General features: G+C 63.7%; 28 protein-coding genes. 15 read left to right on the top strand and 13 right to left on the bottom strand.

The window, feature by feature from the left end:
- Positions 1-12: 12 nt before the first annotated feature.
- Positions 13-834, bottom strand: a complete 822-nt coding sequence (locus AC097R_RS06055) for an alpha/beta fold hydrolase (RefSeq protein ID WP_479596695.1) — start codon at positions 832-834, stop codon at positions 13-15.
- Here AC097R_RS06055 and AC097R_RS06050 point away from each other — a divergent pair.
- The 5 genes from AC097R_RS06050 to AC097R_RS06030 are packed head-to-tail and all read left to right on the top strand — an operon-like array spanning position 833 to position 6,079.
- Positions 833-1,786 (top strand): MlaE family ABC transporter permease, encoded by a 954-nt coding sequence (locus tag AC097R_RS06050; protein ID WP_479596694.1) that lies wholly within the window; start codon positions 833-835, stop codon positions 1,784-1,786. The two genes, AC097R_RS06055 and AC097R_RS06050, sit on opposite strands and share 2 nt — an antisense overlap.
- A 1-nt stretch (position 1,787) precedes the next feature.
- The gene (locus tag AC097R_RS06045) at positions 1,788-2,591 is read left to right on the top strand and encodes an ABC transporter ATP-binding protein (protein ID WP_479596693.1); all 804 of its coding nucleotides are present in this window, start codon (positions 1,788-1,790) and stop codon (positions 2,589-2,591) included.
- On the top strand, positions 2,588-3,517 hold the full coding sequence (locus AC097R_RS06040; protein WP_479596692.1) for an MlaD family protein: 930 nt from the start codon (positions 2,588-2,590) through the stop codon (positions 3,515-3,517). Before AC097R_RS06045 ends, AC097R_RS06040 begins: the two co-directional genes overlap by 4 nt.
- A complete protein-coding gene (locus AC097R_RS06035) occupies positions 3,514-4,161 on the top strand; it encodes an ABC-type transport auxiliary lipoprotein family protein (RefSeq protein WP_479596691.1) in 648 nt (215 codons plus the stop codon). Before AC097R_RS06040 ends, AC097R_RS06035 begins: the two co-directional genes overlap by 4 nt.
- Positions 4,162-4,165: 4 nt before the next feature.
- Entirely contained in the window at positions 4,166-6,079 is a 1,914-nt protein-coding gene (locus tag AC097R_RS06030; RefSeq protein ID WP_479596690.1) for an AsmA family protein, read from the top strand.
- Between the two features lie 32 nt (positions 6,080-6,111).
- Here AC097R_RS06030 and AC097R_RS06025 read toward each other — a convergent pair whose 3' ends face one another.
- Both AC097R_RS06025 and AC097R_RS06020 read right to left on the bottom strand, forming a co-directional pair.
- Complete coding sequence (locus AC097R_RS06025) at positions 6,112-6,513, bottom strand: OsmC family protein (protein WP_479596689.1); 402 nt, start codon at positions 6,511-6,513, stop codon at positions 6,112-6,114.
- A gap of 11 nt (positions 6,514-6,524) precedes the next feature.
- Positions 6,525-7,037, bottom strand: a complete 513-nt coding sequence (locus AC097R_RS06020) for a hypothetical protein (RefSeq protein ID WP_479596688.1) — start codon at positions 7,035-7,037, stop codon at positions 6,525-6,527.
- A gap of 89 nt (positions 7,038-7,126) precedes the next feature.
- On the opposite strand from AC097R_RS06020, the gene AC097R_RS06015 reads away from it, so the two are divergent.
- Complete coding sequence (locus AC097R_RS06015; protein ID WP_479596687.1) at positions 7,127-7,732, top strand: hypothetical protein; 606 nt, start codon at positions 7,127-7,129, stop codon at positions 7,730-7,732.
- A 4-nt stretch (positions 7,733-7,736) separates the two neighbouring features.
- Here AC097R_RS06015 and AC097R_RS06010 read toward each other — a convergent pair whose 3' ends face one another.
- Complete coding sequence (locus AC097R_RS06010) at positions 7,737-10,910, bottom strand: error-prone DNA polymerase (protein WP_479596686.1); 3,174 nt, start codon at positions 10,908-10,910, stop codon at positions 7,737-7,739.
- Positions 10,911-10,961: 51 nt separating this feature from the next.
- The gene (locus AC097R_RS06005; RefSeq protein ID WP_479596685.1) at positions 10,962-11,861 is read right to left on the bottom strand and encodes a hypothetical protein; all 900 of its coding nucleotides are present in this window, start codon (positions 11,859-11,861) and stop codon (positions 10,962-10,964) included.
- A gap of 111 nt (positions 11,862-11,972) precedes the next feature.
- Here AC097R_RS06005 and AC097R_RS06000 point away from each other — a divergent pair, with 111 nt between their 5' ends.
- Positions 11,973-12,542 carry a YlcI/YnfO family protein gene (locus AC097R_RS06000; protein ID WP_479596684.1) on the top strand — a complete coding sequence of 190 codons (570 nt, stop codon included), beginning with the start codon at positions 11,973-11,975 and terminating at the stop codon, positions 12,540-12,542.
- Positions 12,543-12,556: 14 nt separating this feature from the next.
- On the opposite strand, the gene AC097R_RS05995 is transcribed toward AC097R_RS06000, so the two are convergent.
- Positions 12,557-13,495 carry an EamA family transporter gene (locus tag AC097R_RS05995; protein WP_479596683.1) on the bottom strand — a complete coding sequence of 313 codons (939 nt, stop codon included), beginning with the start codon at positions 13,493-13,495 and terminating at the stop codon, positions 12,557-12,559.
- Positions 13,496-13,560: 65 nt separating this feature from the next.
- On the opposite strand from AC097R_RS05995, the gene AC097R_RS05990 reads away from it, so the two are divergent.
- Positions 13,561-14,031 (top strand): Lrp/AsnC family transcriptional regulator, encoded by a 471-nt coding sequence (locus AC097R_RS05990; protein ID WP_479596682.1) that lies wholly within the window; start codon positions 13,561-13,563, stop codon positions 14,029-14,031.
- Between the two features lie 10 nt (positions 14,032-14,041).
- Here AC097R_RS05990 and AC097R_RS05985 read toward each other — a convergent pair whose 3' ends face one another.
- Together AC097R_RS05985 and AC097R_RS05980 are read right to left on the bottom strand one after the other, a co-directional pair.
- Complete coding sequence (locus AC097R_RS05985) at positions 14,042-15,136, bottom strand: patatin-like phospholipase family protein (RefSeq protein WP_479596681.1); 1,095 nt, start codon at positions 15,134-15,136, stop codon at positions 14,042-14,044.
- 59 nt (positions 15,137-15,195) lie between these two features.
- Complete coding sequence (locus AC097R_RS05980) at positions 15,196-15,684, bottom strand: acyl-CoA thioesterase (RefSeq protein WP_479596680.1); 489 nt, start codon at positions 15,682-15,684, stop codon at positions 15,196-15,198.
- Between the two features lie 60 nt (positions 15,685-15,744).
- Between AC097R_RS05980 and AC097R_RS05975 the strand changes: the two genes are divergently transcribed.
- On the top strand, positions 15,745-16,215 hold the full coding sequence (locus tag AC097R_RS05975) for a hypothetical protein (RefSeq protein WP_479596679.1): 471 nt from the start codon (positions 15,745-15,747) through the stop codon (positions 16,213-16,215).
- 6 nt (positions 16,216-16,221) lie between these two features.
- Here the strand turns inward: AC097R_RS05975 and AC097R_RS05970 are convergent, their stop codons facing one another.
- The 5 genes from AC097R_RS05970 to AC097R_RS05950 all read right to left on the bottom strand — a co-directional run bounded on the left by AC097R_RS05970 (position 16,222) and on the right by AC097R_RS05950 (position 21,380).
- The gene (locus AC097R_RS05970) at positions 16,222-17,589 is read right to left on the bottom strand and encodes a Y-family DNA polymerase (RefSeq protein WP_479596678.1); all 1,368 of its coding nucleotides are present in this window, start codon (positions 17,587-17,589) and stop codon (positions 16,222-16,224) included.
- The gene (gene imuA / locus AC097R_RS05965) at positions 17,558-18,316 is read right to left on the bottom strand and encodes a translesion DNA synthesis-associated protein ImuA (protein ID WP_479596677.1); all 759 of its coding nucleotides are present in this window, start codon (positions 18,314-18,316) and stop codon (positions 17,558-17,560) included. Before imuA ends, AC097R_RS05970 begins: the two co-directional genes overlap by 32 nt.
- A 123-nt stretch (positions 18,317-18,439) precedes the next feature.
- On the bottom strand, positions 18,440-19,609 hold the full coding sequence (locus AC097R_RS05960) for a substrate-binding domain-containing protein (protein WP_479596676.1): 1,170 nt from the start codon (positions 19,607-19,609) through the stop codon (positions 18,440-18,442).
- 56 nt (positions 19,610-19,665) lie between these two features.
- Positions 19,666-20,370, bottom strand: coding sequence for a methyl-accepting chemotaxis protein (locus AC097R_RS05955; RefSeq protein WP_479596675.1), 705 nt, complete (start codon positions 20,368-20,370; stop codon positions 19,666-19,668).
- A gap of 209 nt (positions 20,371-20,579) precedes the next feature.
- Positions 20,580-21,380 carry a hypothetical protein gene (locus tag AC097R_RS05950; RefSeq protein ID WP_479596674.1) on the bottom strand — a complete coding sequence of 267 codons (801 nt, stop codon included), beginning with the start codon at positions 21,378-21,380 and terminating at the stop codon, positions 20,580-20,582.
- 165 nt (positions 21,381-21,545) lie between these two features.
- On the opposite strand from AC097R_RS05950, the gene AC097R_RS05945 reads away from it, so the two are divergent.
- From AC097R_RS05945 to arsH, 6 genes are read left to right on the top strand one after another with little or no spacing between them, the layout of a single operon-like run.
- Entirely contained in the window at positions 21,546-22,028 is a 483-nt protein-coding gene (locus AC097R_RS05945) for a fasciclin domain-containing protein (protein ID WP_479596673.1), read from the top strand.
- Between the two features lie 51 nt (positions 22,029-22,079).
- Complete coding sequence (locus AC097R_RS05940; protein ID WP_479596672.1) at positions 22,080-22,403, top strand: ArsR/SmtB family transcription factor; 324 nt, start codon at positions 22,080-22,082, stop codon at positions 22,401-22,403.
- Between the two features lie 44 nt (positions 22,404-22,447).
- Positions 22,448-22,945, top strand: a complete 498-nt coding sequence (locus AC097R_RS05935) for an arsenate reductase ArsC (RefSeq protein WP_479596671.1) — start codon at positions 22,448-22,450, stop codon at positions 22,943-22,945.
- A complete protein-coding gene (locus AC097R_RS05930) occupies positions 22,942-23,631 on the top strand; it encodes an aquaporin (protein WP_479596670.1) in 690 nt (229 codons plus the stop codon). The genes AC097R_RS05935 and AC097R_RS05930 overlap by 4 nt, the downstream gene beginning before the upstream one ends.
- Before the next feature lie 4 nt (positions 23,632-23,635).
- Positions 23,636-24,055 (top strand): arsenate reductase (glutaredoxin), encoded by a 420-nt coding sequence (arsC, locus tag AC097R_RS05925; RefSeq protein WP_479596669.1) that lies wholly within the window; start codon positions 23,636-23,638, stop codon positions 24,053-24,055.
- Positions 24,048-24,770 carry an arsenical resistance protein ArsH gene (arsH, locus tag AC097R_RS05920; protein ID WP_479596668.1) on the top strand — a complete coding sequence of 241 codons (723 nt, stop codon included), beginning with the start codon at positions 24,048-24,050 and terminating at the stop codon, positions 24,768-24,770. The genes arsC and arsH overlap by 8 nt, the downstream gene beginning before the upstream one ends.
- Positions 24,771-24,773: the final 3 nt, after the last annotated feature.

Here is a 24,773-nt window from a genome sequence, read left to right as displayed (position 1 = left end):
CGCGTGCTGCCCTTACTGCCGAATGAAAAAAAGCAGGTCCTCACTGAGACGGTGTTTATGGGTGGCGAACAAACCATGCGGCGCGCCGTCGTACTCACTCAATGTGGATTTGGCAATGCCAACATAGGCAGCCTTTGCGGAGGCCGCAATCGGGACCGTCTTGTCTGCGATGCCATGGAGGATGAGGGTGGGCACCTGGAACGCAGCCAGGTCGGGGCGAAAGTCGGTGGTGGAAAACGACTTCACACATTCCAGCGTGGCACGCAGGCTGGCTTGCATGGCCTGCGTCCGGGCCCAGTCGATCAATTCGTTGCTCACCGGATGGGCCAACATGCCCATGCCAAAAAAGTCTTTGAAGAAACTAGCAAAGAACTGCGCCCGGTCCTCCCGAATGCCAGAGGCCATGGCATCGAACACCGATTGCTCGGTGCCATCCGGGTTGTCATCAGACTTCAGCATGCAGGGCACCACGGAGGACACCAGCACGGCCTTGCTCACCGACTTTCCGTTGTGGCGGGACATGTAGCGCGCCACCTCACCGCCCCCCATCGAGAAGCCCACCAGCGTGGCGTCTTCTGCGCCGGTCTGCTGGATCACTGCGGCCAGGTCATCCGACAGCGTGTCGTAGTCGTAGCCGCCCCAAGGCTGGGATGACCGGCCAAAGCCCCGCCGGTCGTACGCAATGACGCGGTAGCCCGATCCAGCCAAGACCATGGCCTGGTCGTCCCAGCTGTCGGCGCTCAGGGGCCAGCCCGACAGCAGGATCACGGGCTTGCCAACGCCCCAGTCCTTGACGTAGAGCGTGGTTTTGTCGGGCATGGTGACGTGGTGCATGGCGGGCCTTTCTGACGATGGAAAACCCATCATGGGCTGGGTCCGTGGCGAATTCAGTGCGGCATCGCACGGACCACTGGCGGTGGCCTCTGCACACTGCGCCTACCAGCCCAACCACCACCCTAGGAGACCGATGGCCGACACCCTGCCACCCCACATGCCACTGTTGGAGCGTGTTGGCCGCAGCGCCGAAGCCCAGTGGCAACAGGCTTTGGCCATGCTGAGTTTTGTGGGCGAAAGCAGCATGGCCTTGGTGGGCTGGTTCGCGCACCCGACACGCGTGCGGTGGCGCCCCATCCTGTTCAACCTGCGCAGCGCGGGGTGGGACGCCCTGCCCATCGTCGGTTTGCTGTCGTTCTTGTTGGGCATCGTGGTGACCTACCAGGGCGCAGGCCAGTTGCGGCAGTACGGCGCAGGCATTTATGTGACCGATTTGGTGGGGCTGTCCATGCTGCGCGAGTTCGCCCCGCTCATGAGCGCCATCATCATTGCCGGGCGTTCCGGCTCTGCCTATGCCGCGCAGATTGGCACCATGGCGGTAACACAGGAGATCGATGCCATGCGCACCCTGGGCATTGCACCGCTGGAGATGCTGGTGTTGCCCAAGGTCATTGCGCTGGCGATCGCCCTGCCCTTGCTCACGGTGTTTGCCGATGTGTTGGGGGTTTTCGGCGGCATGCTGATGGCACGCGTGCAGTTGGGCATTCAATTCAGCGAATTTCTGGACCGCTTCCCCCATGCCGTCAGTGCCACCTCGTACCTGGTGGGGATCGGCAAGGCCCCAGTGTTTGCGGCCATCATTTCCATGGTGGGCTGCTTTCAGGGATTTCAGACCCAGGGCGGGGCGGACAGCGTGGGGCGACAAACCACGCGCGCCGTGGTGCAGTCCATCTTTCTGGTCATCCTGGCCGACGCCCTGTTCTCGGTCGCCTTCAGCGTGCTGGAACTCTGACATGGCGCCCCCTGCCGCAGCCCCCCCTTTGGTCATCGACATGCACGGTGTGGTGACGCGCTTTGGCAGCCACGTGGTGCACCGGGGCGTGGACCTGCAGGTGCAACGTGGGGAGATATTTGCGGTGATCGGCGGCAGTGGCTCCGGCAAATCCACACTCTTGCGAGAGATGATTCTTTTGCACACCCCCAACGAAGGCAGTGTGCGGGTGCTGGGTGCCGACCTGGCGCGTCTCCCCGCGGCAGACGCACTGGCGCTGCGCCAACGGTTTGGCGTGTTGTTCCAACAAGGGGGTTTGTTCGGCTCGCTGACCGTGCTGGAAAACATAGGCCTGCCGCTGCGCGAGCACCGCAAGCTGGGTGACGCCGAGGTCGACGCCATCGCCACCTCCAAGCTATTGGCCGTGGGCCTGCAGGCGGAGGTGGGCCTGCAGCTACCTTCTGAGATCAGTGGCGGCATGCTCAAGCGCGCCGCACTGGCCCGGGCACTGGCCCTGGACCCCGAGCTGCTATTTCTGGATGAACCCACGGCAGGCCTGGACCCGCACAGCGCCACAGGCCTGGACGCTTTGCTGCTGAAGCTGCGCGCAGAGCTGGGGCTGTCGGTGGTCATGATCACCCACGACCTGGACCTGCTCTGGCAGGTGGCCGACCGGGTGGCGGTGCTGGCCGAGGGCACCGTGCAGGCGGTGGGCGCGATGGAGGCGCTGGCGCAGATGGAACTACCCACGGTACGCGCTTTTTTTGAAGGGCCACGCGCACGCGCAGCCCAGCCCCAGGAGAAACCACCATCGAAACCAAAGTGAACTATGCCCTGGTGGGGGCCTTCGTCCTCACCCTGGGTGCCGTGCTGGTCGCGGGCCTGCTGTGGCTGGCCTCGGGTGGCGCATGGCAAAAGCAGTACGACGTGTACCTGGCGGTCGAGGACGAGTCCGTGTCGGGCCTGAACGTGGACGCGCCCGTCAAATACAACGGCGTGAACGTGGGCCGGGTGCAGGGCATCGAACTGGACCCCACGCACCCCCAGCGGGTCAATTTGCTCTTTGCCATCGAACGCGGCACGCCGGTCAAAGAGGACACGCTCGCCATTCTGAAAACCCAGGGCCTGACGGGTATTGCCTACGTCGAGCTCAGCGGTGGCAGTGCGTCGTCCCCGGCGCTGCTGCCGCAGGCGGGCGCGCGGTATCCGCAAATCAAAACAGCGCCGTCTCTGGCGGCTCGGCTGGAAAACGTGCTCACCAGTGTGCTGGCCAAGCTGGACAGCACCTCCAACAACATCAACGCGGTGCTGAGCCCTGACAACCAGGCCGCGTTGCGCAGCACGCTGGCCGACATGGCCGCGGTGGTGCACACCGTGGCGGCCCGCAAAGACAGCATCGACAGCAGCCTGTCGGACGCCGCCACGACCCTGAAGAACACCGCCCGGGCCAGCACCCAGCTGGATGGGCTGGCACGACGCATAGGCAACAGCGCAGACGCGGTGCAAAAAATGGGGACCGAGGTGGCCAAGACCAGCGCAAGTGCGGGCCAGACGGTGGACGTGATTGGTGCCGATGTCAAACGCTTCAGCGCGGAAACACTGCCTGAACTGGAGCGCTTGCTGGGCGAACTGAGCACGCTGAGCAGCTCGCTGCGCCTGTTGTCGGAACAGACGCGCCGCGACCCCAGCGGCCTGATCTTTGGGCGCCGCGCGGTACCCAACGGCCCAGGTGAATCAGAGGACAAGCCATGACAGCAACAGCACACCCGTCCACCCCACGTAGCATCGCAAGCGTACTCATCCTGCTCTGTGCAGCGGCCCTGGGCGCCTGCGGTTCCCTGCGCCCCGCCACGTCCAATCCGCCCACCTTCTATTCGCTAGACACCCCACACGCTGCTGCGCCTGCGCGCCCCACCGCCGCCCCCTTGCGCACGCTGCCCACGCTGGTGGTGACACCGACTCGCGCGGCCTCAGGCTTTGACGGCCAGCGGATTATTTTCGTGCGCACCGACCACCAGCTGGAGTACTTCGCCCACAGCGAGTGGGTGGACACCCCTGCCCGCATGCTGAGGCCTTTGCTCGCCACGGCCCTGGAGCGTACAGACGCCTTTGCCGCGGTGGTGCTGACCCCGGCCAGCGCCGTCGGCGACCTGCGACTGGACACCGAGATCATTCGGCTGCAACACAGTTTCCAGACCCACCCCAGCCGCGTGCAATTCGCACTGCGCGCCTACCTGGTGGACGACAAGACCCGCAAGGTCGTGGCCTGGCACGAGTTCCAGAGTGAGGCGGAATCTGCCAGCGAGACCCCGCAGGGGGGCGTGGCCGCCGCCAACGTAGCCGTACAAGATGTGCTGGCACAGCTGGCTGATTTTTTGCTGCAACAGAAACGATGACGCCATGAATACCCCTGTCGTAGTGCGTGCCCTGGGCAAAGTGGTGGCCACCCTAGTGGCTGCGGTGTTGCTGTGCGTGCTGACTATCGCGCTGCTAGGCTGGAACTGGCTGCGCCCGCCGCTGGAGCGCTTCGTACTGCAAAAAACCGGGCGGGAGCTGGAGATCCAGGGAGACCTGACCGTGCAATGGGGCTGGCCTGCCGCACGATTGCATGCCGCCGGCGTCACCTTTGCCAATCCTGCGTGGGCCAAAGAGCCGCAGATGCTGTCGGCCGATGGCGTGGGGGTATCGGTCGATGTGCTGCAGCTGCTGCAAGGCCACGTGGCCTTCCCCGAAGTGGCACTGGAGCAGGCGACCGTGTTCCTGGAAAAAGCCAGCGACGGCCGCAAAAGCTGGCTGCTGGACCTGGAACAGCGGGATGACAGCGCCCACATGGCGGTCGGTCGCGTGGTGCTGGATAGCGGCACGCTGGGCTATGACGACATAGCCCAAAAGACGCACTTGCGCGCAGCGGTATCCACATCAGACAACATCGCCACGCCGCTGAGCTTCACGGTACAGGGCCGGTACAAAGACTTGGCGGTCAAAGCACAAGGCAGCGGTGGCCCGGTGCTGGCGCTGCGCGACACCAGCCGCCCCTACCCCCTCACGCTGGATGCCAGCGCGGGTCGCACCCGCCTGCGGCTGAATGGCACGGTGACGGGCCTGCTGGCGCTGGCCGCCGTAGACATGCACATGAAACTGCAGGGTGACAGCCTGGAACAGCTGTACCCGCTGCTGGGCATTGCCTTCCCCACTACGCGTGCCTATGCCACCGAAGGCCATCTGCTGCACAGCGAATCCACTTGGCGCTACGAGCAATTCTCCGGGCGCGTGGGCGCCAGCGACATCGCTGGCTTTGCCCAGGTGGTGACCGGCGGCAAGCGCCCGGCGCTGACAGCTGAGCTGCGCTCGGAGTTGCTGGCTCTGGATGATCTGGGCCCCATGATTGGTACACGCCCTGCGCCTGCCGCAGCACCGACGCCCCAGGCAACGGCGCCCGGCCACGTGTTGCCCGACCTGCCCTTCCATGCCACGCGCTGGGACTCTGTGGATGCCGAAGTGCAGCTGCGGGCCAAAACCCTGCTACGGGCCAAAGCCTTGCCACTGGAGAATCTGGACACCCATCTGCAACTGCGCGATGCGGTGCTGACGTTGGACCCGTTGAACTTCGGGCTGGCGGGAGGGCAGTTGCACGGCAAGGTCACGCTGGATGGGCGCACCACCCCCATCAAGGCACACGCCCAGGTGCGCGCCCGCGGCGTCACTTTGTCCAAGCTCTTCCCCACCATTGCGGCCAACCGCAACAGCGTGGGCCAGGTCTATGGCGACCTGGACCTGACGGGCACGGGCAACTCGGTAGGCAGCATGCTTGCCACCTCCAGCGGCACGCTGGGCCTGGTGGTGGACGGCGGCCAGATCAGCCAGCTGATGATGGAGAAGGTGGGCTTGCACGTGTGGGAAATCGTGGCCTTGAATCTGACCGGCGACCGACTCGTGAAACTGCGCTGCGCCGTGGCCGACTTTGCAGTCACACAAGGCAAGATGCAAACCAAGGCGCTGGTGCTGGACACCCAGGTCACCACCGTGCTGGGTACGGGCAGCATTGACCTGGCACAGGAGCAGCTAGACCTGACCCTGAGCCCCAAAACCAAAACGACCAGCCCCTTGGCGCTGCGCAGTCCGTTGTATGTGCGCGGCAGTTTTTCGCAGCCCACCGTGACGGTAGACAAAGGCCGCGTGGCCTTGCGCGCGGCGGGCGCCCTGGCCCTGGGGGTGATCAACCCGCTGCTGGCATTGATTCCGCTGGTCGATGCGGGGCCTGGCAAGGACAGCGACTGCGCACAGCTGGTGCGCGAGGCCAACGCACCGCAGTAGGTGTATTGGGCCTCGAGCGAACAACCAGACCGTTACGCCAGCTCCGACTGGATGTGAATCTCGCCACTCAGCAGCTTATGGATCGGGCAACTGTTGGCAATCTCCAGCAGGCGCTGGCGGTCCGTTTCAGCAACCTCGCCTTCAATGAAGATGCGGCGCTGCATCTGGTAGCGCACCACGCCCTGCGCGCTCTTGTCTTCCACATGGTCGACGGTCACGCGCAAGTCGGTGACCGGCATTTGCTTGCGGCGAATGTAGAGCTCTAACGTCAAGGTGGTGCAGGCCGCCAGGGCCGAGTCCAGCAAATCGTGCGGTCCCGGCGCCCGGTCGTCAGAACCCAGGGTTTTGTCTACATCGGCATTCCAGACATGGCGCCCGTTGCTCAGTGTGGTGAGCGCACCGTTGGCGCGATGCAGTTTGGCTTCTATGGTCATGACTGTTCGCCCTAGCCGAACGACGCCACCGGGATTGGCAGGGCACTGTCCAGGTACAGCTCGTACTCGTCCCATTCGCCAGCGCCAAAGTTATCGTCGCATTGCTGCGCCGTGTCCTCAAAGGAGGTGAACTCGGTGCAGAACATCAAGGTGCTGAACACCCGGCTGAACGGGCGGCCCGCGTCATCGCGCAGGTCGCCATCGGGCTTCATCACGATCTGGCAGCAATGCACCCAGACATACTCGCCCGCCAGCGCAAGCTCCACCTGCCGCGCGCTGATCGCCTCTTCGGCCTCTGACGGGTCGGCCGGGGGCCGGGTCAGCCGGTAGGTGCGGCCATAGTGGGGGTGGCGGGGGTCCAGCTCCAGGTCGATGGTCTGCCAGTCCGGGGAGATCTGATCCGCCACCTCCATCAGCTCCTGCTGGGTGATGTCCCCCTCCCAGTGCACGTCGGTGATGTGGATGGAAGTGCCAACGTCTCCAAACCAGAGGCTGGCCTTGTGTTTCATGGTGTCAGGGTGCATGCGTGGGCTCCAAAGTACGTGGGCAGACTGTACCGCCCTTCACTCAGACAGGTATTGCACAGCCGGGTGGGGATGGGTAGATTCGCTCCATGCACGCATCCATCGGCAACATCAAAACCCTGCTGGGCACCTGCGCACTGGCCCTGCCCATGGCGATTCCCCTGGGCGCTGCTGCCAACGAACCAGACTGGAGCATGGGCGCCTATGTCGGGCAGTACCACGATGCCGAGCCCGCCGGTGCCATTGCCGGCCGGGCCAACTACCTCAACCACTACCTGCTGGCGGTTACCGGCAGCAAGACGCTATGGCGCTCCAGCACACTGCCGCTGTCGATGGAGCTGGACGCCATGCTGGGCCAGCAGTGGGGCCTGGCCAGCCTGACCGAGGTGGCGATTGCACCCGCCGTGCGCTGGAGCGGCTTTCCCTGGCGCGACACCTTGCGCACCGATCTGCGGCTGGCGCCGCTGGGCATTTCGTACACCAGCCGCGTGAGCCCACTGGAGCTGGGGGCCGATGGCCAGGGCAGCCGCACGCTGAACTACCTGTTTGTGGAAGTAGCGTTTTCGCGGCCGCAGGCGCCGTCTGACGAGTTTTTTGTTCGCCTGCACCACCGCTGCGCGATCTACGATTTGCTCAACAGCTTTGGCGCCAACGGCGAAGATTTTTTGACCGTGGGCTACCGCTTCCGGTTTTGAACGCTCAGTGAAAGTCCCGGCTGGTGGTGATCAGCTCGCCCAGCATGGGCGTCAGGTCCACCAGCCGCTTGGCCACCACATGGCGCACCTGGCCACCGCTCTCGTCGTCGCGCTGCCATATGCCGTACACCGCCATCAGCCGTGCGCGGTACAGCGCATCGCGGAACTGCTCGCGCACGCTTTTCCACACAATCACGTTCACGCTGCCGGTTTCGTCTTCCAGCGTTACGAAGATCACGCCCTTGGCGGTCTGCGGCTGCTGGCGCATGGTGACGATGCCGCAGGCCCGCACCAGCCGGCCGCTGGGGTAGTCGCGCATCTGCGCGGCGGTCAGCAGCTTCTGTTTGGATAGCTGCTCACGCAGCAGCAGCAAGGGGTATGAGCGCAACGTGAGCCCCACGGCGGCGTAGTCAAAGGTCACCTCTTCGCCCTCGCCCGCCGCGGGCAGCGCCAGATCGTCTTCCTCAATCGGCACGCCCTGCAGCAGCGCGGGTGCGGGCAGCAAGGCCGATGCGTCCCACACCTGCTGGCGGCGGTGGCCGCTGAGCGACTGCAGCGCATCGGCACTGGCCAGGGCCTTGAGATCGCCCGCGTCGAGCTGGCAGCGCAGCGCCAGGTCTTGGGTGCTGGTGAAGGGCGCGTGCAGGCGCTGGTCCGCAATGCGCTCCGCCACCGGTTTCGTAAACCCGCTGACCAGCCGCAGGCCCAAGCGAACATCGTCCCCCTCCAGCGTGCAGTCCCAATCGCTGTGCGCCACGTCCACCGCCCGCACCGTCACTCCATGGCGCTGCGCGTCCTGCACCAGCTGCGCCGGGCCGTAAAAGCCCAGCGGCTGGCTGTTGAGCAGGGCGGCCAGAAAGCAGGCGGGCTCGTGCCACTTGAGGTAGCTGCTGATGTAGACCAGCAGCGCAAAGCTGGCCGCGTGGCTCTCGGGAAAGCCGTACTCGCCAAAACCTTCCATCTGCTTGAAGATGGCCTCGGAAAAGTCCGGCGGGTAACCGCGCTCCACCATGCCGCCCACCAACCGGTCGTGGTACTGGCTGACATTGCCGTTGCGTTTCCATGCGGCCATGGAGCGGCGCAGCGCATCGGCCTCGCCCGGGGTGAAGCCGGCGGCCAGCACGGCGATCTGCATGACTTGCTCCTGAAAAATCGGTATGCCATGTGTACGCTCCAGCGCTTTCTCCAGCGCGGGATAGGGCGACTTGGCAGCTTCGGGGTCTTTGCGCGCCTTCAGGTACGGGTGCACCATGCCGCCCTGGATGGGCCCCGGCCGCACGATGGCCACCTCCACCACCAGGTCGTAGTACTTGCGCGGCTGCAAGCGCGGCAACATGCTCATCTGCGCGCGGCTCTCGATCTGGAACACACCCACGGTATCAGCCGCACAGATCATGTCGTAGGTGGCCACATCGTCACGCGGAATGTCCTGCATGCGCAGCGGTGTGGCCAGGCCACGCCGCTGCGTCACCATCTCCAGGCAGCGGCGAATGGCGCTGAGCATGCCCAAGGCCAGCACGTCCACCTTCATCAGGCCCACAGCCTGCAAATCATCCTTGTCCCACTGGATGATGGAGCGGTTTTTCATGGCCGCGTTTTCCACCGGCACCAGGCGCGTGAGCGGGCCCTGCGTCAGCACGAAGCCGCCCACGTGCTGGCTCAGGTGGCGCGGGAACTTTTGCAGCTCGGTACTCAGCTCCAGCCATAGCTGCAGCCGCTTTTCAGAAGGAAAATCACCCCTAGCCCCCGTATCCTCTGCGCTACCAGCTACTCTTTTCATAGCATCTTGCAGCCGCCCCACCATCACCGCGCGGCTGTACATGCCCGGATGCTCCTTGGCCATGGCGATGATCAGGTCCTGGGGAATCTCCAGCGCGCGGCCCACGTCACGCAGCGCACTGCGTGGGCGGTAGTGGATCACCGTGGCCGCAATGGCGGCGCGCTCGCGGCCGTACTTGGCGTAGATGAACTGGATCACCTCCTCGCGGCGCTGGTGCTCAAAGTCCACATCGATGTCGGGCGGCTCGTTGCGCTCGCGGCTGATGAAGCGCTCGAACAAGAGTGAGGTCTCGCCCGGGTTGGCCTCGGTGATGTGCAGGCAGTAGCAGACCACCGAGTTGGCCGCTGAGCCGCGCCCCTGGCACAGGATGCGGATGCTGCGCGCAAAGCGCACGATGTCGTGCACGGTGAGGAAGTACATCTCAAACCGCAGCTCGACAATCAGCGCCAGTTCGTGCTCCACACGCGCACGAATGTCCGCGGGCACACCGTTGGGGTAACGTTCCTGCGCGCCCTCTTCCACATACTGGCGCAGGGTCTGTTCCGCCGTCTGCCCCGGCAGCACGGCCTCCAGCGGGTAGTGGTAGGCCAGCTCGTCCAGGCTGAAGCGGCAGCGCTGCGCCACGGCCAAGGTATTGGCCAGCCACTCAGGCGGGAACAGCGTGGCCAGCCGTGCACGTGAGCGCAGGTGCGCCTCCGCATTGGCCAGTAGCGCAAAGCCGCAGGCCGACACTGGCTGGCCCAGGCGCACGGCGGTCAGCACATCGTGCAGCGGCTTGCGCGAGCGCACGTGCATGCGCACGCCACCCGTGGCCAGCACCGGCAGGCCGCTGAGCGCGGCCACCTGCTGCACGCGCAGGCGCTGCGTGGCATCGTCCGCCACCAGCCCCACACTGGCCGCCAGCCAACAATGCATGCCAAACAGGCACCTAGCCCGCATGGATATTGCGCAAGCAGCTTCTATTTTGATAGCAGACGGAAAGACCAACAGCACCTCGCAGTCCGCCAGCAAGGCCCAGGGCGACTCGGCCCAGGTGGTGCGGTACTGCCCCTTGGGTGCGGCCATGCGCGCCTGGGTGATGAACTCGCACAGGTTGCCCCAGCCCAGCAGCGAGTGCGGCAGCGCCACCAGCGTGAAGTGGGCCCCATCTGCCAGCGCCACCGAGAACTCGGCACCCGGCAGCAGCTGCAGGCCCAACTCCTTGGCCCTGACATGCGCGCGCACCACGCCGGCTACTGAGCATTCGTCGGTGATGGCCAGCGCGCGGTAGCCCAGCGCGTGGGCGCGCTCCACCAGATCTTCCGGCTGCGAGGCGCCACGCTGGAAGCTGAAGTTGCTGATGCAGTGCAGCTCGGCATACGCCGGCGCACTGCGGTCAGGGGGTGGGGCGGAGGCCATAAATACTGTTTAAATAAACAGTATACAGAGGACTCCGCGTTTTTGCTGGCGTTAGAGCGCCTTGGGGTGGAAGTAGGGGTCGCCCTGCACCGCAGTCAGCGGCAGCACCAGGGTTTTGAGCGGCTCCATGGGCGGCGGGCCATCGCGGGGTTCGTCCTCATCATCCGGATCGGCCGAGCGCACGCGCGGCTTGCCGGGCAGCAGCACGGGGGACACGCAGACATTGCGGATCTCGTCCACCAGCGCTTTGGGCAGCACATCGCGGCTGCCAAAGCGCTGGCCATCCACCTTCAGCTGGTCGTCCTGGATCTTGGCCACCAGGTTCAGCGGCGGGCGGGCCTGTTGGGTGTTGAAGCCAATGCGCACCATGCCCGCACCGCCCTGGGCGGTGGGCAGCTGGTACTGGGTGACGCGCAGCTGCAGCGGCTTGCCGCGCGCATCCATCTCCACATGGCCGATGTAGAAGTAGCGCGCTGCCGCACGCTCCATGGGCGGCAGCTGGTAGCTCTCGGCCCAGCTGTGGTTGTCGTCGCCAAACAGGGGGCGCAGCGTGCGCGGGGGCTCGGCCGTGGTGGACACGCCGAACACCGGCGCGTTGGCCTCGCCCAGCGTGTAGCCGTGGAAGTCAAACACCACGTCCTTGCCGGCGGCGGGTTTGGAGAATGCGGGGAAGTTCGTCTTCTGCGGCAGCCGCACCTCCTGGATCTGCACACCCGCATCTTTGCCGGGCAGGGCCTTCCAGCGGCCGGCCACCATCATGTCCAGCGAGCCCCCCATGAAGCGAAAGCAGAAGGTGTTGTCGTCCAGCAGCATGAGCTGGCTTTGCGTATCTACCGAACTCTGGGTATAGCCGCCCAGGTAGGCGCGCTCGGCCGGGGTGAGCGCGTGGGCGCCTCCGTGCAGCGCCAGCAGCAGCCCGAGCAGGCGGGCGCCTGCGGGTCGTTTCATCATAGTTTTCTCCCTCTTATTGGGGGTTGACTATAGGACACGTCTGGGCCACGCCATACCCCTTTTGCCCACGCAGGAAACGCCTGCGCGCCCGGTGCCGTGGAATAATGGGTGATGCATTTGTTCAAGCTTCCGGCTATTCCCGTGTCCCCCGCGTTGCACGCTGAAATCGAAGCGCTGCTGGGCCCGCACGAGTCTCTGGCCGGGTTTGTTCAAAGCGCCATTGAAGAGAGCCTGGCGCGCCGCCGCCAGCAACAGGTCATCGACCACGCGCAAGCCGCACTGGCGGTGGCCGCCCTGCCCCTGAGCGTGTTGGTGGTGGACGACGATGACTTCAGCCACACCCTGCTGCGCGAGGTGCTGGCCAGCCTGGGTGTGCATGCCGTGCACAGCGCGATGGATGGACGCAGCGGCGCCCAGGTGCTGGACCAGATGCAGCGCCCACCGGACTTTGTGATTTGCGACATGCTGATGCCCGAGACCGATGGCATCGACTTTTTGGGCCAGTTGGCCAAGCGCCAGTACCAGGGCGGGGTTATCTTGCTCAGCGGGGAAGACAGCCTGATGCTGTCCATCGCGGCCGAGGTGGCCGTGTCCGACGGACTGAAGGTGCTGGGCTCATTCTCCAAACCCCTGCGCCGCCAGGACCTGGCCGATCTCATGGGCCTGGCCCACGAAGCCTGAGCGCCTGACGCCGCCTAGGCTGGCGAACCGCGCCAGCGCCGCACGGTCTGCACGATGGCCGGGCCATACATGATCATGGCCAGTGCGCCGCCAATCAACGGCAGTGCCAAAAACACCCAACCGGTGAGCAGCTCCTTGCCGATCACCACGCCCACCACCAGCGCCACCGCAGGGTTCACAAACGAATAGCTGCCCGCCACCGCGGCCGTGGTGTTTTGCAGCAGCCACAGGTAGGCGTTCAGCGCCACCAGCGTGCCAAACACCAGCAGGTACCACCAGGCCAGCCAGCCCTCATGCGTCACGTTGCTAAGGGAACCTTGGGGTTCGATCAACGACGCAGCCACCACGCCCATCAACCCGCCGGCCAGCCATTCGGTGGCGGAGGCCATGGCCGGGCCCGGCAGGTCCAGCTTGCGGGATGCATACGAGCCCACGCTCCAACACAGCGGCGCGCCAAAGGCCGCCAACGCACCCAGCCAACTGGCCGAGAAATCGCCTTCCAGCGCCAGCAGCAGCGCACCGGCCACACCCAGCACCAGGCCCACCCAGCTGGTCACGGGCACGCGCTCGCCCCCCAAGCGCGTCCACAGCGCCAGCCACATGGGCATGGTGGTGATGACGGTGGCCATCAGGCCCGAGCCAATGCCCTGCTTTTGCGCAAACACCACCAGGTTCATGGACACAAACACCATGAGCCCGCCCACCAGCGCGGCATTGCGCCACTGGCGCCAGCTGGGCAGCTTCTCGCCACGCCACAGCGCCCAAGCCAGCATGATCACGCCGGCCAGCGTGAAGCGCGTGGCATTCATCCACAACGGAGGAAAGCTATGCACCGCAATTCCAATGGCAAAGTAGGTGGTACCCCAGACGATGTAGACCAGCCACAGCGCCACCATGAGGCGCCAAAAAGGAGACAAACGCCAGCCGTGCTGAATATTGAGTGCCGAAATCATGAATAGTCCGTAAAATTTACGGCAACAAGCGCCGATAGGCGTGATATTACTAAAAAATCCGCCCAATGCAAGTAATTATTCAGACAGATGCCATCGACGCCAAAATTCTTACGGCCTTGGGGGAAGATGGCCGTCGTTCTTACGCCGAGGTGGGGGCCGAGGTGGGCCTGTCTACCGCCGCCGTGCATGAGCGCGTGAAGAAGATGCTGGAGCGCGGCGTGATCCGCCGCTTCTCCATCAGCGTGGACCCGCTCACCGTGGGCCTGAATTTCACGGCGTTTGTGGCCATCCGCAACGACGGCGGCGCACACTGCCGCGACATTGCAGCGCGCCTGCGCGAAGTGGGCGCCGTGCAAGAGCTGCACAGTGTGGCCGGGGAATACGATTTGCTGGCCAAGGTGCGTACGGCGCACGCGCGCGACCTGGAGGCCGTGCTGCTACAGATCAAGGCCATTCCCGGCGTAGCGCGCACCACCAGCACCGTGGTGCTGAACACAGAGTTTGAAGACCAGCCCCTGCGCCTGGGCGAAGGCTAAAGCACCCCCCTCACACCAGCCACTGCTGCATATCCAGCGTGCCGCGCTGGCCCACGGCCCCAGCATGGTCCGCCAGCCACTGCTGGCCGCGCTGCAGGCCCTGGTCGTGCAGCAGGTTCAAAAAAGGCGCGTGCGCCAGCATCTTGGTCTCGCTGCGCTGCAGGCTCTCCAGGTTGCTGGAGTCAATCATGTGAAAACGCACGCTTTGCAGGCGCTGCTCCAGCGGGCCCCGGTGCTGGGTGGCGTGGGCTGCGTCCTGCACGCGGGCAAACATCTGCATCTCGCGCATGAAGTGGGCCTTGAAACCCAGCTCCTCCATGCGCGCCTCGATCTCTTCCTTGGTGTGCGGCGTGCCCTGGTGCTTCAGTGGCGCCAACAGCACCAGCAGCACATCCCCGGCCGCGCAGTCGTAAAACAGCGGGAACACTGCGGGGTTGGCCGCAAAGCCACCGTCCCAATACGGCTCGCCATCAATCTCTACCGTGTGGTGGATCTTGGGCAGGCAGGCCGAGGCCAGCAGCATGTCCACCGTCAGCTCGTGTTCGCGGAACAGGCGCAGCTTGCCGGTGTTGACCTGAGTAGCGCCCACGAACAGCTTGAACGGGCTCTCGGCGCGCAGGCGCTCAAAGTCGATCTGGCGCTTGAGCAGGCTACGCAGCGGGTTGATGGCCAGCGGGTTCAGCTCGGTGGGCGAAAAGAACCCTGCCCACTGCGCCAGCATCTTGGTGGCGGGCGACAGGCTGATGGCGTCGCCCCCGCCCGTGGTCAGCATGCCCCAGGGCAGCTGCTGGCTCACCTCGGTCCAGAACTGGGCCAGGGCTTCGCGTGCGCCTTCGCGCCCACCGGTCATCCAGCCCTGCGCCATCACCACCGCATTCATGGCGCCGGCACTGCTACCGCTGATGCCCTCGATGTGCATGCGCGGGTCTTGCAGCAGTGCGTCCAGCACGCCCCAGGTGAAGGCGCCATGCGCACCGCCGCCTTGCAGGGCCAGGTTCAGCCGGGCGGGAGACGGGGTGGTGAGGCGCGTGCGCCACAGCCGCTTGAAGAGGCCGCCGCTGGTCAACGGCAAGAGGCGCCGGGCGGAGAGAGGGAGGTCGATCACAGAAGGTCCTTTCGGTGCACAAGAGGACATGCAACTGTGAATCAGTATAGGGTTATCCCTTAGGTTGTGCCGCTGGGCCGGGTCTGGCGGAACTTCTGCTCCAGCTCGTGGCGCAGCTGCTTGCGCAGCTGGGCCGCCTCAAAGCGGCGCACCTCATCAGGCGTCTCGGGCTGCAGCGGTGGCACGGGGGCGGCTTTGCCGTGGTCGTCCACCGCCACCATGGTGAAAAAGCAGCTGTTCACATGGCGCACTTCCTGGGAGCGGATGTTTTCGGCAATCACCTTGATGCCGATTTCCATGGACGACTTGCCGGTGTAGTTGACGCTGGCCAGAAAGGTGACCAGCTCGCCCACATGGATGGCCTGCAGGAACAGCACCCGGTCCACACTGAGCGTGACCACGTAGCGCGAGGCGTAGCGGCTGGCGCAGGCGTAGGCCACCTGGTCCAACAGTTTCAAAATGGCGCCGCCGTGCACATTGCCAGAGAAGTTGGCCATGTCGGGCGACATGAGCACGGTCATGCTGAGTTGGTGGGTGGGGAGGTTCATAGACAGGAGTGTAAAAGAGCGCCGCGCGGGTGTACCCTTGCGCCAGCGTGAGGGACTTGCATGAAGACTCGGTGCTATCTGCTGCTGGTGAGTGCGGCCTGCGTCCCTTGGGCCGTGTGGGCCGACGCGGGGCTGCCAGACGCGGGCGCACTCTGGGTCAACCTAGGCGGCTTCTCCAGCCACGTGAACCGCGACAAAAACTACAACGAGAACAACGTGGGCATGGGCGTGGAGTACCGGCTGCAGCCCGACGTGGCGCTGATGGCCGGCGCGTTCAACAACAGCATTCGCCAAACGACCACCTACGCTGCCGTCAACTGGCTGCCCCTGTCGCTGGGTGGCTGGAAGCTGGGGGCCGCGGTGGGCGTGATGAACGGCTACCCGGCCATTGAGAACGGCGGCGTCTTCTTTGCCGCCCTGCCCATGGCCACGTACGAGGGCACGCGCTTTGGCGTGAACCTGGGGTTGATCCCCAATGTGGACAAGGTGGACGGGGCACTGGTCGTGCAGTTCAAGTTTCGGATGCGTTAGGCGCGCTCAGGCAAACAGCCCATGCAGGTACCAGGCCTGTGCCCCCATGCGTTCACGGAACACCCACACCAACCCGGCCTGCGGGCTGCGCGCCACAAAGTAGTCGCGCAGCGCGGGCTCGCCCTCCAGCCAGCCGGTCTCCAGCCGCTGCGGGCCGGCCAGCAGCGTGAGCGCCCCCTGGTACTGCGGGCACTGCTGGCGCACCGCCAGGCGCTGCGGCGTGGGCAGCAGCCAGGTGGGGTACAGCGCGGCGGCCTCATCCAGCAGTTGAGAGTCTTTTAGGCCACCAGCCCCCGTATTCATTGCGCCAGCAGCTCCTGATTTAGGAGCGCCCTTATTCACGTGGGGCGCCTGCCAAGGCACCCAGCGCTGCATGTGTTCGGGCCGGTGGTCGGCCAGGGGATGGGCGCACAACACGTGATCAGCCCCCAGCCGCGCGCCCAGGCGCTCCAGCGTTTGGTGCAGGCTGTCGCCCTTGCGCAGGTCGTCGGGCAGCAGGCTGTGGCTCTCGCCCGCCAGCGGCTGGGTTTGCAGGCTGCGCAGGCGCAGGTACAGCACGGGCGCGGGCAATGTGACGCGGGCCAGTTGCTCGCCCAGCAGGCGCTGCAGGTGGGCCATGTCTTGCGTGGCCTGGGCGGTACGCAGCTCCAGCCGGCCCTGCTGGCCGCCCGTGTGGTGGGCATCCACATGGCGGGTGTTGGCGCGGCGTGCGTCCAGGTCCCACAGCAGCTCCAGCGCCAGCACGCCGCGCTGCCGTGCGCGCAGCCACACCAGCAGCTGCGCCAGCAAACGCCGCGCGCCAAACAGCAGCGCTGGGGCCGACTCCACGCTGGCGGCCAGCTCCAGCGGGGCGTCAAACACCTCGGGCAGGGTGCACCAGGGGTAGACCTCGGGCCCCTGGCCATAGGCCTGGTCCAGCGCATCCACTAGCCCGGCGCCAAAGCGGCGCACCAGCCCACCGCGTGGCAGCGCGCGCAGCTGGCCCCAGGTGCGCACGCCCAGGCGCGCCAGCGTGGGCAGGTGCGGCCGTGTTGCGGCCAGGGTGTACACCGGCAGGGCATCGGGCGCGGCCTGCGACTTGCTCCACAGCCGCGCCATTGCTACTAAAGATGTAGCGCCTTGCGCAGTGTCTACGGGGGCTAGTAGCTCATTGGGCATTAAGAACTGCTGCAACAGCGCCGGGCGGCCACCAAACAGCCGTTCGCTGCCCGAGACCTCCAGCACCAGCGTGTCTTCCACCTGCGCCACCAACGGCGTGAAGCGCAGCGCCCACCAGGCCAGCGCGGTCAGCGGGTCGGCCAGCGCCGCCGTGTCGGGACTGGCCACGGCATCCGGCTGTGGTTCAGGCGACAGCCGCAATGCGATCCAGTGCATGGTCCACCTCCCTCACCGCAGGCCCCATCGCCGGCCGCGGGCTGGCCGCCAGCCACACGGCCAAGCGCGCCGGGCGGGCCTGCAGCACCAGTGGGTCTGCCAGCGGCGGGCCACGGCGTTTGAGGATGTGCACAGCCAGCGTGTCGCTGCCCGCGCCCTGCGCGGGGGACTGGGGCACCAGCTGCAGGCGCAACAGCGCGGGCGATGCATCGGCCTGCGCGTTCGGGGGCCGCATGACAAACAGCAGTTTGTGGTGCTCGGCCGCGGCCATTTGCAGGCGGCGCAGCTGGTCGCCCCGGGTCTGGGGCAGCCAGGCCAGCACGGCGTCCACCTCGGCGCAGCGCAGCGCCTGCTCGGCCGCCCAGAGCCGGGCCGTGGCGGCTTGCGCCGTGACCCACACCAGCCGTGCCACCGCCAGCCCCTGCGCCGCCAGCGCGGGCACAAATGGCGGCTGCGGCGCCCCCACCAGCACCACCGGGCCCTGCCCGCTGCGCGCCAGCGCCGGCAGCAGTAGGCGCCATTCGCTGTGCACACCTGCGGGCTGCAGCAGCTCGATCAGCGCGCCCACAGGCCAGCCGCCACCGGGCAACTGGGCGTCCAGCCGTGCATCACCCGTGGGCTGCACGGCCTGCGGCGCCGAGGCCAGGGCGTGCGCGTGCCAGACATCGGCGTGGATGCCTTGCAGGTCCGGCGAACCGGAGGAGAAAATGCGCGCAACGCTAGACATGGCAAGGGGTTTGACTGGTAACTGTATTTATAACCAGTATATGGAAAACACCCCTGCTATCAAAATCAAGAACAGGGTTTCAAGCCCCCGCGGGGGCTGCAGCGGCCCCGCGTTTGCTACCCGCTAGCGTTTGCCCCAAATTCGCCTGTATTCGGTTCGATAGCCATTGTCCGGATCAAAATTATTGTTTTGGCCTCCATCAAACAGAATCGTTTGGGGGGTTACCAAATGCACCGGGGTGTTGTACCCACTGGGTGGCTTCCCGGACATGGCGCGGTTGAGTTCATCCACAATTTGCCAGCCGTGCAGGTTCAGCGGCTCCGGCACAGTTCCGGCTTGGAATTGGTAGGTGCGGATACGTTCATACGCAGAGGTAGAACCATCGCCTGCCGACAGGTTCATAGGCCGAAAACTGGCCGCCTCCAGCGTTGGTTTCATAAAGTCAAAATAGACATCATTGATGGCGAGCGTATGGGTCCATTGCGAACCATATTTCTGCATGAGCCCTGCCGTCAGCGACGGCATAAGCTGCGCCGCGTTTGCCATGGGTATGTTTTCAATACCCAGCAACGTACAGCCGCGGCAGTTCTTCACGACTCGAGCCATCGCGTCTGACTTTGCCAATGCAATGGAGTACGTGGAATCCGTCATGATGACAACGCCCGCGTTGCCCCGCGACTCCAAAACTGCATACAAAGCCGTTGTCTCGGCAACATCCTGCGAATTGGTCGCCACGTTGTAGAAAAGCTCCGGCGCACCGGCCGCCGTGCTGCTGGAATGCCACCCGACCACTGGTATTTTTTTCTTGTTGGCTTCCTTCAGCGCAGTGGGCTGCTCATTTGCGTCAAAACCCCCTAAGACGATGCCATCCACATCAGCCTTCAGTGCTTTCTGGAATGCCAAGGTTCTCATCTCAACGGACCCCTGACCATCCAAAACCTGGCAGCGCCACCCCACCACCAGGCAGGCTTCATTCAATCCATGAGCAACCCCGGACACCCCCCCATTGCGCAAGTCAGCGGCAATGTAGATCACTGTCTTGCCCTGATTGGCGATGGGCCCCGCAGTCGGACCATCCCACATCTTTTTTCGGGCCAGCGAACCCAGAACGCGCCGTTCAACATGCCGGGTGTACTGGTCTCGAAGAACCCCAATATTGGCAGACACCGCATTGGATGAAGCTTCAGTTTTGGGTGAAGCAGACGCTGCCTGCGCATGAACGTTCTGCGCCGAAATGCCAAGGACCATGGCAACCCATGGGGCCAATAAAATTTTTGTCACAGGAGATTTCATAACAATCCAATGGAGTCTTCGCGAGGAGGGGAGATCAGACTTGGCAGACGATGTCCTCAGGCAGCAAGTGCTGGCCTGGACAACCGAAAGACGTTGGCGACTTGCAAAAGATCCGCCGCCTGCTTGCCGGTACTTGCAGCGGCAGATGCCATTTCCTCCACAAGCGCCGCGTTCTCTTGTGTGAAAGTTTCCATAAACTTGATGGAATCCCATACTTGATTCACATCTCTGTTCTGGCTGGCTCCGCCCGCATGGATCTCTGAGATCAGCGCATCGAGAGAACCAATAGATTGGGAAATAAGCTGGACGGCCTCACCCACCTTCGCAATCTGTGCATTGCCTGAATTAACCCGTGAGGTACTGTCGTCGATCAATACACGTATGCCCTTGGCAGCATCAGCGCTCTTGCCAGCCAGGGAGCGGACCTCTGAGGCCACAACCGCGAACCCGCGCCCGTTCTCTCCTGCCCTGGCGGCTTCCACGGCTGCATTGAGGGCCAATATATTGGTTTGAAACGCGATGGAGTCAATCAACCCTGTGATATCAGAGATCTTCTTCGAAGACTCATCAATGCTCGCCATCGTTTTAACCATCTGGTTGGCGATTGCGCGTCCAATTTCGGCTTGCTGGTTGGCCTGCTTGGCCAAGGCAGTGGCTTCCACCGAACTCTTGACGTTGCTCGAAACGGTGACCTTGAGATCTTCAATCGAAGATGTCGCTTCTTCAACGGTCGCGGCCTGACTCTCTGTGCGGTTGGACAAACTCAGTGAGTATTCGCACCAACTCCACCACTGATTGGCATAGCAAATCCGCCATCGATTCGCATTTGGAATCCGCCACTGAATGGCATGTAAACCGCCAGTAGATCGGCTACACAGTGAATCAGTCCGATTCGACTTCACCGTCGCTCTGGCCGCAACCACGCGGCCTTTTTCTTTCTTGCGGACGGTGCGAGACCCGTATTCGCTGCTTACTGCGCCGGGGCGTCTGCCCGCAAGATGTCGGGGACGTGCAAGCCGATAAACGCCAACAGAGAGAGCGTTTTCAAGTAGTTGTGCCTGGTGCCGTAGAGAATGTCACGGCCATGCATGATTTCATGCCGATTCGGAGCGTGAGGGAATTCGTGCATGTTTTCCTCGGAAGCATTGAAGCCGCCGTTCTGCATCAGCGCAGCCAGGAATTTCTGATCGAACTCCGCAAGCGCCATCTCGTCAATGCGGCCCGCTGCCTGTGGACGTTTCTTCACACTCTTGAAAAGCTTGCCGCCCACGATATCGACGGCAATTCCATCGGCTTGCGCCAGCAGAACCGGAATCGAAACAAAGTGCAGCCCCTGTGATTCCGCCAAGAAGGCCTGGCGCAAAGGCTCCGCTCGGTCAGGATAGGCGACAAGCAATCGCTCTTGCAATCCTGCAGCGGATTTCTCGTAGTGAGTGATGAAAAAATCATCGACCTCAGCCACCTTGTCTTTTCGCACCCATTCCAAGATGTCCCAGAAGTCGGAGCTGTAGAACTGTAAGTCGTAGAACCAACCGAGTTTGGCAAGCGCTATGCTGCCTTCTCGAACCACCTCTGGAAAGGCGTTCATGCGCTCGATGACGTGGTTTACCTTCGGTAGAAATGCAGGCAATGCCTGCATCGCAGCACCGACAATTTGGCCGATAGCCTGCATGGACGCAGCTACGGGCTCCAAAGCCTTTAAAGCATCTCCGAGCCCGAGGTGAGCCGGTAACACCCCTAATCGAATTGGCTTGTCTACGTCTGCGCTCATATTGGCCTCTCTCAGTTTTATTGCAAAAACATCATCTCAGTTTGGCGTCACGACCGTCCTAAGCGGGTGTCATATTTGTTTAATATAATATTTCTAGAATTGTTGAAGTGATTGCCAGATTGCCCCTGGTGACACCCGTCAGATCCATCAATTCAAGGAATACGTATGAAACACCGTGCACTGTTGAACCTCACTGCTTCCGCCCTCGTAATCGCCGCTGGCTGGGCAAATAGCGCCCAGGCGGAAACCGTGATGGAGACGATTTCCCACAATCCCAATCTGACCACGGCCGCCAAGTTGATCCAGGATGCCGGCCTGGCTGACTCTCTGGGCGGTGCCGGTCCCGTGACCGTGTTTGCGCCCAGCAACGCAGCGTTCAGCGCCATTCCAGCAGGCAAGCTGGCCGAGCTGGCCGGTAACAAGGAATTGCTCAAGTCCGTCCTGGGCTACCACGTGGTGGCCGCCAACCTGACTTCGGACTCCATCAACAACGGCCCGCAGAAGACCGCCACCGGTGACAGCATTTCTTTGTACAAAGCCGGCACCTTCTTGACGGTCGAAAGCGCCGTGGTCACCCAGGCCGATCTCAAGGCGTCCAACGGTGTGGTGCAGGTGATTGACACAGTGTTGATGCCTCCCAAGAAGTAACCCCGGGCACCCCAGGCCGACACCACTACCAAGATCCAAGAGGAGACCGATATGGACGCAATACAAACGGTGAAGGCCCTGGGCGCCTTGGCCCACGAAACCCGCCTCTCGGTGTTCAGGATGCTGGTGCAGGCCGGGCCCGAGGGCCTGACCCCCGGCGTCATCGCCGAGACGTTGGAAATGCCAGCTCCCCCTCTGTCTTTCCATCTGAAAGAACTGACCCAGGCAGGGCTCATCGTGGCCCGCCCTGAGGGCAGAAAAATCCACTACAGCGCCAACTTCGCCGCCATGAATGAGCTGGTCGGCTACCTCACAGAAAACTGCTGCGGTGGCCAGACCTGTGAGGTGGATGCGGCTGGCGCCGCTTGCTGCTAAGCCTGGTATCAGGCCTTCAACAAACCCATTTCTGAAAGATTCCCATGTCCGAAAAAGTCTACAACGTGCTCTTCCTGTGCACCGGCAACTCCGCCCGCAGCATCCTGGCCGAGGTCCAGCTCAACGAGCTGGGCCGTGGCAAGTTCAAAGCCTTCTCTGCAGGTAGCCACCCCAACGGCACGGTAAACCCGTTTGCCATTGAGTTGCTTCAGAACAATGGTTTCTCCACACGAGGCCTGCGCAGCAAGTCCTGGGACGAGTTTGCGGTTGAAGGTGCACCGGTCATGGACTACGTGATCACGGTGTGCGACCAAGCTGCCGGCGAGCAGTGCCCATTCTGGCCAGGCCAGCCCATGTCGGCCCACTGGGGTGTTCCTGACCCAGCGGCCATCGAAGGCACGGACGACCAAAAGCGCCGTGCTTTCCGGGACACGGCAGCCATCATGCGCAAGCGCATCGAGCTGTTCACCGCGTTGCCGGCGTCCTCACTGGACCGCATGAGCCTCAAATCCAAAATGGACGAAATCGGCAAGACGGTATGAACTGGCGCAAGGAGTTTGTGGCGGAGTTCATCGGCACGGCCATGCTATTGGCCACGGTGGTGGGCTCCGGCATCATGGGAGAGCGGCTGGCGGGCGGCAACGTCGCCGTTGCGCTGCTGGCCAATACCCTGGCCACCGGTGCGGCTCTGATCGCCTTGATCGCCACCTTTGGGCCAGCCTCGGGTGCGCACTTCAACCCCTTGGTGACATTCACCGAGGTGGCATTGAAGCGTGCAACCTGGGGCAAGGCGTCCGTCTACCTGGTTGCTCAGGTGCTGGGTGCCATCGCTGGCGTGATGGCGGCCCACTACATGTTCGAGCTGCCACTGCTGATGGAGTCCACCCATGTGCGCACGGGCTCCCACCAGTGGTGGAGTGAAATCGTGGCCTCGTTCGGCCTGCTGACCATCATCCTGAACGTCGCCAAGACCCGGCCCGACTTCGTCCCGGTTGCGGTGGGGGCGTACATCACGGCAGCCTACTGGTTCACCGCGTCCACCTCGTTTGCCAATCCTGCCGTCACCATCGCACGGTCATTGACCGACACCTTCTCCGGTATCCGGCCCACAGACGTGGCCGGCTTCATCGTGAGCCAAGTGGTGGGCGCGGCCTTGGCCCTTGCTCTCTTCAAATGGTCGGAAGGCGCACCGGCTTCGACAACCCCAACTTCCCACAAGCCTGACTGAACCCATGTCCATCACGATTTATCACAACCCTGCCTGCGGCACATCCCGCAACACCCTGGCTTTGATCCGCAACTCTGGCGAAGAACCCGAAGTCATCGAGTACCTGCAAACACCACCGAGCAAGGCCACGCTGCAGACCCTGATCGCGGCCATCGGTATCAGCCCGCGTGCATTGCTGCGAGAGAAAGGCACACCCTATGAAGAGCTGGGCCTAGCCGATCCCAAGTGGACCGATGACCAACTGGTGGACTTCATGCTGGCGCATCCCATCCTCATCAACCGCCCGGTGGTCGTGACGCCCTTGGGCACCCGGCTGTGCCGCCCCAGTGAAGAGGTGCTAGACATACTGCCCAACCCCCAGCAAGGTGCGTTCACCAAGGAAGACGGCGAGAAGGTAATTGACGACAAGGGCCAACGTGTCTGAAATCCTTTTGCCTTCCAGCAACCTGGACGCTGCGTGCTTCCAGACTCCAAGCCAAGCGCCACTGCAACCAGCCAAGGTATCTACCCACGCGCCGCGGATTTTGATGCTCTATGGCTCGCTGCGGGAGCGCTCGTACAGCAAGCTCCTGACGCTGGAAGCGGCCAAGCTGCTGGAGACCATGGGTGCAGAGGTCCGAATCTTCGATCCCGCAGGCCTGCCACAACCCGATGGCGCCCCTGAGAGCCACCCCAAGGTGCAGGAACTCCGAGAGCTGGCAACCTGGTCCGAAGGCATGGTGTGGACTTCGCCGGAGCGCCACGGTGCCATGACCGGCATTATGAAAAGCCAGATCGACTGGATTCCTTTGTCACAAGGTGCCGTGCGCCCCACCCAGGGCAAGACGCTTGCGGTGATGGAGGTCAGTGGCGGCTCGCAGTCCTTCAATGCGGTCAACCAGATGCGCATCCTGGGGCGCTGGATGCGCATGATCACCATCCCCAACCAAAGCTCCGTGGCCAAGGCTTTCGCGGAGTTTGACGAAGCGGGCCGCATGAAGCCGTCTGCCTTCTACGACCGCGTGGTGGACGTGATGGAAGAGCTGGTGAAGTTCACGCTGCTGACACGCGATGTATCTCCCTACCTGGTGGACCGCTACAGCGAGCGCAAGGAAACGGCTGCGGAACTGTCCAAGCGGGTGAATCAGCGAGCCATTTGAAGA

This window comes from Rhodoferax sp. ZS1R25 (assembly GCF_056521335.1).
Note: the sequence above shows the minus strand (reverse complement) of the source record. Positions and strands in the feature narration are given on the sequence as shown.